We start from the raw sequence: 6,228 nt of genomic DNA, 5'->3' as shown, positions 1-6,228 counted from the left end.
GACAACACCTCACGATGTTGCCCTTGCATTTCGCTAACCCTTCACCTCCATCAGGTTGGGTAGAGGACTTTCACCTCCAAGTGATTGGCCATGCCTGGCGCACGGGAATTTGTCCAGCAAGCTGCTGGACAAATTGCTCATCTGGGTAAGCTTCCGCAAACGCGCGCATGTAAAGCAGATTAGTACGGGAAAAGCCTTTCATCTCTGGAAAAGCTTTTTGTAAGTCTTCCGCCAGTTTACTATGACCTTAGCCCCCCACCCCTGTGCTTGTTGGCGCGTTAAGATCTCCTGCCCAATCTGCCAGTAAAGCACGACCAGTTCTCGGTTGACTGCCAATGCTGCTCGAATTTGGGCATTGCGAATCCGCTCTTTCAACTGATGTAAGAAATTATTGTAGTCACCGAATAAGAGGTCTTTGCTCATGGAACGTATAAATGAGTAGTGTCGCAAATAATGATAGGTTAGAGAGGTTTATTTTCTCCGCCCTCAACCCAAATGCGGGTATGACAACGATTCGATACCGTTGACGAATCAATGAGAGAAAAATCATTTAACCAAATCATGTAGAAAAGTTGAGCTAGAAGCCATAGGCATGAGGCATTGAAAAGGATAGGAGGCTAACCCATGAAGAAAGTTCTTTATCATGTCGCTTCAACCTCAACCCCTTCCGGGCATCTTTTCCAAAAGGAAATCTCTTTATCCAGGTGCGTGATGAGCTAGGTGTTTTCCTTAGCGATGCAGACTTTGTGGCTGTGTCGCAAAAACCAGCTAATGGTAAGGTAAGCAGGCTCAAACTTCCCTCCTTGCCCTCCGATGTCTACTTCTGCTCCGTTCAAGTGGCGTCACTTTCTACCCCAAGACCGATGATGAAGTTCAAGTCTTCGATAGCGCAAGCAGAACCCTGAGCAGAATTGAAGCGCTGAACATGACTAGAAAAGAACAGGTGAATGGAGTCCATCGAGGGAACAGTGTATATCAAGCAAGAATTGTTGAATCAATCTTTGAAATTGCTGCATAAAGCAATATGAATGATGCCGCTCAGTCATCATTAAAAATTCTTGCGACAGAACCTTTCTGAGAACATAGTAGCTTCAGCATAATGTTACTGAGTAACATTATTTTCAGCAAATAATTCTTCACCTTCATAATTCCAAAGGTTTAGAACAGATAGAGGAGCTTTAACAGATAAAACTCGTAATTTCTATCTTTTGAAGGTCACTAAGTGACGCTGCCGATAGAGTTGAGCAGAGCTATTTCTGAACAAACTAAATATCAGCAAGTTTACATCGATAAAAATAATGGCCTTCTTCAACTCTGAAGTTCCACTCATTTCCCGTAAACAACCTGTTGCAAATGTACCTGTATCTCCAAATGTCCGGTATGTTCAGTGGAATTTAGGCTTCACCGTATTGTGGTCGTCGTTCTACACGCGCCATGATCTAGCCTGCTTAAGCTGGGGAGTGCTTACTGCCAGTATTTTCGCAGTCGCGCAATTTCTACCCTTAAGTTGGATAACCCAAGCTATGATTACTTCAGTCCTGACGGGACTGGGTAGTTTTGGAATGGCATGTCTAGCTTGGCGCTATACAAATGTAGAGAAACTAGCCTGGATTTTATATACGTGGTTAACGTTGATGCTAATTGGAACAATCGTGACCGACCTAAGCGTGTGGTACGGTTGGGGGGTGATACTGATGAAGTTGTGTCCTCTGTGGTTGGGGTTGTGTGGAATTGGGTACCTAATCACAGGACTGGGAATGCGTTCACGCCTTATTCTTATCTGTGGTGCAATTCACCTTTTAGCAATCGGGTTGCTCCCTTTTGTAGGACCTTGGCAAATTTTGCTGACGGGAATTGTGATTTCAGGATGTGTAATTGCTCTAGCAGAACTGCAATGGGACTCTAATGGAGTTTGTAACTATCAATCCTTGTATTAAGTGATCAGTTTATAGAAACAATTGAGTTGGACAATCTTCAGGGGTATCGTCAACTTAACCGCTTATATTCAAAATTAAGCACGATAATCCTTGAACCCTGCAGCGTTGCTCAATGTTACACAGCAACTGTCAAGCAAGTGATTTCTCGCCAATCTTCAAAGCGTTGACGTAGCTGTTCTCGGTATCGTTTTGCACTCAGTTCATGTTGCTTCGGGTGAAAGTGTCCTCGAATCGGGTCAAAAGCAGAAAGGAAGCGTTGGGCTTGTCCGGGAGATTTGAAGTGCCTCATTCGCCGTTCTCTGACTCGTGTGGGTTGATACGAATTCTCGGCTCGGTTGTTCAGCCCTTTGTGCTGCCGATGCTCCACGTTCTTCATCACTTGTTTCTTGGCAGCCTCGTAACTTTTGAGTTTGTCAGTGACGATTACTCGTGGCACAAAGCCTTGTTTTTTGAGCAGCTTACGAAAGAATCGCTCCGCTGCTTTGGTGTTCCGTTGCCGTTGGAGCAGGACATCCAGCACATTTCCCTCCCAATCTACTGCCCGCCACAAGTAATATTGTTGTTTCTTGATCGTTACCACCACTTCATCGAGATGCCATTTATCGGTGAGGTAGGGTCGTTTGCGCCGAAGCCCGTTGGCGTATGGCTACCCAAAATTCTGACACCATTCCCGAATCGTTTCGTACGTCACCTCGATGCCCCGGTACAGCATCATCTTTTCAATATCCCGGTAGCTCAGGGGAAAGGTGTAGTAAAGACAGACACAATAACTGATGATTTCGCCAGGAAAGCGATGACGAGAGTACATGAACCGGGAGCCGCGAACAAGGTGGAATCAGTCCGATTATTCTACCTCAGCGTTAACTTGACAATACCATCGCGCATATCTAGCTGCACTTTGGGCACAAAAACATTTACTTCGTCGGTAACTTTGTGGCACTAGTAAACGAATACTTGACAAACTAACTTCATTAGTAAAAACTAATGAAATTAGTTTATGAGGACAGGATATGCCTCGTCCCAAAGGTCAAACATTGACTGAGAAAGATATTGTTGATGCTGCGATCGCATTGCTTGAGAGGGAGGGCGAGCCAGCATTAGGGGTTAACCGTGTTGCAAGAGAACTCGGAATTCAACCTCCATCACTCTACAATCATATTGCTGGAAATGAGGCATTGCGCCTTGCTGTAGCCGTAGAAGGATATCGACGGACAGCAGAGTTTGTGACGCAGCAAGTCGCTGATATTGAAGAACCAACACTGGCTTTAAAAACAGTTGCCCATGCCTTGCGTAGCTTTGCTAAAAGCTATCCCAGGCTTTATGCAGTGACAACGACCAATCCATTCAAGCTAGATCATCCAGAATTTGCTCAATATCTCACTTCTGCGGTCGAGTTTTACACAACGCTGCTTAAGCCATTTGACCTATGTGCTGATGATATCGTTCATACCATTCGCATTCTCCTAGCCTCCATTCACGGCTTCATTCAAGCAGAGCAAGTGGGCTTATTTGTATTCTCACAATCTGTTGACGAGAGCTACGAACGCATGATCAACACATTGCTTGATGGACTGCTGCAACAGCAGATGAAACATCGTCGCAACCCAAAACAGGATGCTGAGGGATAAGGAGCATATCAACTATGAATTCTACTGATCTGGCATTTATTCCTGCATTGGAACAAGCTCGGCTAATCCGCACTAAAGTCATTTCTCCACTTGAACTCACACAGGTTTACCTCGATCGCATTGAACAACTCGATAGTTCCTTAAATAGCTTTTTTACCGTGATGGCGGAGCAAGCTATTACAGAGGCGAAAGCAAAAACCGAACAATTGGCAGCTTCAAATATAGAACCCTCTTCATTGCCAGCATTCTTTGGAGTCCCTATTGCTATCAAAGATTTTGCTCCAGTGGCAGGAGTACCCTGCACTTATGGCATTCATCTACTGAAAAAGCGAGTTGCGACAGAAGATACAGGGCTTGTAACTCGCATCCGGCAAGCAGGCTTTACAATCCTTGGTAAAACAGCCACTTCTGAAATCGGCACGTCCCCTTACACTGAATCGAGGGGCTTTCCGCCAACTCGCAACCCCTGGAATTTGACCTATACGCCTGGTGGTTCCAGTGGCGGATCGGCGGCAGCAGTTGCCTCTGGGTTATGCGCGGTTGCTCAAGGAGGCGATGCGGGCGGCTCTGTTCGGATTCCAGCGGCTTGCTGTGGACTGGTGGGAATCAAAGCGTCGAGAGGACGAATCTCTTCAGCTCCATTGGGTGAAAAACTAGGGGGTTTTGGGGTCGAGGGGACGCTAGGGCGAACAGTTGCTGATGCAGCGGCATTACTAGATGTGATGTCTGGCTATGTCCTGGGTGATCCATACTGGTTACCTGCTCCATCCGTTTCATTTTTAGAGGCAACAACACAAACCTCTACAGGTTTGAGAATTGGGTTTGCGACAGCGATGAGTCCTATTGGTGCCGCTCATCCGATTTGTACACAGGCAGTTGTGGATACTGTTCAACTTTTAGAGGAATTAGGGCACTCAGTTGAGCAGGTTGAGTTAAATTTCTCAGAGTTGATTGACCCCTTGAAAATCATTTGGCAAGCAACTGTTGATGTTGGAGTTCCGCGATTTTTTCTAGGGAAGCTAAATCGTTTTTTGTTGAAGCGAGCGCGTTCTCGCCCAAGTGGTGCTTATTCCCAAGCGATGATGAAACTGCACACAATTGCCCGCCGAATCGTCTCTGACTTGAGCAAGATTGATGTATTAGTGTTACCCGTTGTCATGCATCCTACGCTTCGAGTGGGGGAATGGGCAAAACTCCCAGCCGCTAAAGAATTAGAAAATATTATTCAATGGATTACACCCTGTCCACCATTTAATGTCACGGGGCAACCTGCGATCGCTATCCCATCAGGCTTTACCCCGAACGGTTTGCCACTAGGCGTTCAATTAGTTGGTCGTCCTGGAGATGAAACAACAATTATTGCGTTAGCGGCCCAAATTGAAACAGCAAGACCTTGGAGCCAAAACCGTCCAATATTTGCTTGTTGAAGGATATTGTCTGCCAAAAGAACTTTGTTGATTAAGGAGTTTAGAACAGTGTCCCAAATAGTCGTGCGACAGATACACCTTACTTTTCCATCCGAACTTGATAGACATTGGTTGGATAATAGTCCATTCAAAACACATTTTTTTAATAGCTTGACACTTTTGTTTCCTCAAGGAGAACAGTTAGCTATTCGTGTCTTTAAAGGAAAGCTCAACCAGATTCAAGATCCAAAACTTAAAAGTGATGTGATTGCATTTATTAGCCAAGAAGGACAACACGCACTTGCCCATAATGAATGTTGGAGTTTACTTCGTCAGCAAGGATATCAGCTAGATACTTTTTCTCGAATCCTAGAAGTATTTATTCCTAAAAAGCAGCGCTTTAGTCCAGAGTTTTATATATCAACAGTTGCTGGATTTGAGCATTTTACAGATTGCTTATCCGAATTTGTGCTTAGGTCTGATTATTTGGCAAATGCAGATCCGCAGCTAAAAAACCTTTTTGAATGGCATTTTGCAGAGGAGCTTGAGCATAAGACAGTAGCTTACGATGTTTTTTTAAGGACTTCAGGAAGCTATTTACTACGGATTCTTGGCTTAATCAACGCCCATCTTTTGATTTTAGGAGCAGTTAGTTTGGGTTTAGTCATTCTACTGTCCCAAGACAAGCAACTGTTTAAATTTAGAACATGGAAAAGTTTAATTCAATTCCTCTTTATAGAAGAAAAATTTTTCTTCAAAGCGTTGTCTAACTTCTTTGTTTACTGCCGAAGTGATTTTCATCCATCTCAAAGAAATAATCTGTTTCTCTGCCAAAACGTGTTTGAGAGGATTTCTTGTTCTCAGCTGAGTTCTGCTGCAAAAACTATTAGGGAATGAACGAATGATAATATCAATTAAGAGGCAGTCCTACTTTGTAAAGGGTAGAAAATCTCTTCTGTAGAGATCTATCCCTCTTTCACTCTCGCTGGGGAGTAACTGAAACGACGTAAATTCGTTGTAGCTGAACCAAATGAATCCAGCAGAACCGTATGCCAACAGACCAGGAACTTATCCTCCTGGCTGGGGCTCATCCCAGCTTTTGGTGATCTTGGGATATCTCTTTAGGAAGCTTGTAACTCTATAGCCCTCTTTCATCACTCTAGGCGGAGTAAAATAAGAGTGAGTTTCTCCAAAGTTAGATAGGGCAATGGTTACACCCCGCCAAGCCGTTAGTACAGTCACGTTCATCGACAACTA

General features: G+C 44.4%; 4 protein-coding genes and 2 pseudogenes. 4 read left to right on the top strand and 2 right to left on the bottom strand.

The window, feature by feature from the left end; genetic code table 11:
- Positions 1-103: 103 nt before the first annotated feature.
- Positions 104-423 (bottom strand): annotated as a pseudogene (locus tag H6G00_RS03430) (DUF1016 N-terminal domain-containing protein); the annotation flags it as partial.
- 1,100 nt (positions 424-1,523) lie between these two features.
- Here H6G00_RS03430 and H6G00_RS03425 point away from each other — a divergent pair.
- Positions 1,524-1,937, top strand: coding sequence for a hypothetical protein (locus H6G00_RS03425; RefSeq protein WP_190795641.1), 414 nt, complete (start codon positions 1,524-1,526; stop codon positions 1,935-1,937).
- Between the two features lie 115 nt (positions 1,938-2,052).
- On the opposite strand, the pseudogene H6G00_RS03420 reads toward H6G00_RS03425, so the two are convergent.
- Positions 2,053-2,745 (bottom strand): annotated as a pseudogene (locus H6G00_RS03420) (IS6 family transposase).
- 202 nt (positions 2,746-2,947) lie between these two features.
- Between H6G00_RS03420 and H6G00_RS03415 the strand changes: the two are divergent.
- Genes H6G00_RS03415 through H6G00_RS03405 form a run of 3 tightly spaced genes read left to right on the top strand, consistent with a single transcriptional unit; the run spans position 2,948 to position 5,868 of the window.
- Positions 2,948-3,565, top strand: coding sequence for a TetR/AcrR family transcriptional regulator (locus tag H6G00_RS03415; protein ID WP_190795640.1), 618 nt, complete (start codon positions 2,948-2,950; stop codon positions 3,563-3,565).
- A 14-nt stretch (positions 3,566-3,579) separates the two neighbouring features.
- Positions 3,580-4,992, top strand: coding sequence for an amidase (locus H6G00_RS03410; RefSeq protein WP_190795639.1), 1,413 nt, complete (start codon positions 3,580-3,582; stop codon positions 4,990-4,992).
- Between the two features lie 48 nt (positions 4,993-5,040).
- Positions 5,041-5,868: a metal-dependent hydrolase gene (locus H6G00_RS03405; RefSeq protein WP_190795638.1), complete on the top strand. Its 828-nt coding sequence runs from the start codon at positions 5,041-5,043 to the stop codon at positions 5,866-5,868.
- Positions 5,869-6,228 lie beyond the last annotated feature (360 nt).

The sequence above is a fragment of the Leptolyngbya sp. FACHB-541 genome (assembly GCF_014695875.1).
Lineage (GTDB): Bacteria > Cyanobacteriota > Cyanobacteriia > Elainellales > Elainellaceae > JAAUTN01.
This window is presented reverse-complemented; position numbering and strand designations above follow the sequence as displayed.

Bases quoted from the DNA above. Each gene is read 5' to 3' on its own strand.
- H6G00_RS03425 (WP_190795641.1), top strand. From the start codon at position 1,524: ATGATTACTTCAGTCCTGACGGGACTGGGTAGTTTTGGAATGGCATGT.
- H6G00_RS03410 (WP_190795639.1), top strand. From the start codon at position 3,580: ATGAATTCTACTGATCTGGCATTTATTCCTGCATTGGAACAAGCTCGG.
- H6G00_RS03415 (WP_190795640.1), top strand. From the start codon at position 2,948: ATGCCTCGTCCCAAAGGTCAAACATTGACTGAGAAAGATATTGTTGAT.